Source organism: Pseudomonas sp. P4_C8, from assembly GCF_056401975.1.
The window spans coordinates 1-634 of record NZ_JBFUIH010000124.1 but is presented as its reverse complement, the minus strand read 5'-3'; the positions used below and the strand labels follow the sequence as shown (position 1 = coordinate 634).

The 634-nt window shown below is 62.1% G+C and carries 1 protein-coding gene; it reads left to right on the top strand.

Going from position 1 to position 634, the window contains the following annotated elements:
- The coding region (locus AC1DWM_RS30165; protein ID WP_477796900.1) for an Ig-like domain-containing protein at positions 1-634 on the top strand (634 nt) is incomplete at both ends.

Sequence of the window (634 nt, the reverse complement as noted above, 5' to 3'; positions counted from 1 at the left end):
TCTCCAGCTTCAGCGTGAATGGGGTCGACGGCAGCTTCACGGCGGGCCAGACCGCAACCATGACCGGTGTCGGAACGCTGATCATCGCCAGCAACGGTGCTTACACCTTTACTCCGGTGGATAACTGGAACGGCACCGTGCCGACCGTCACCTACACCACCAACACCGGCTCCACCAGCACGCTGGATATCAGCGTCACTCCGGTCAATGACCCGAGCGTCCTGACCGCGGATACCAACACTGTCGATGAAGACCACGCGGCCACCGGCAACGTGCTCGGCAATGACAGCGATGTCGATAATCTCCTGAGCGTGGCCACGTTCACGGTTCGCGGCACCGAGTACACCGCAGGCGCCACCCCGGCGACCATCGCCAACGTCGGCACCCTGGTGATCGGGGCGAATGGTGCTTACACCTTTACCCCGGTGGATAACTGGAACGGCACCGTGCCGACCGTCACCTACACCACCAGCACCGGTTCCACCAGCACGCTGAATATCAGCGTCACTCCGGTCAATGACCCGAGCGTCCTGACCGCGGATACCCAGACGGTCGATGAAGACCACGCGGCCACCGGCAACGTGCTCGGCAATGACAGCGATGTCGATAATCTCCTGAGCGTGGCCACGTTCAC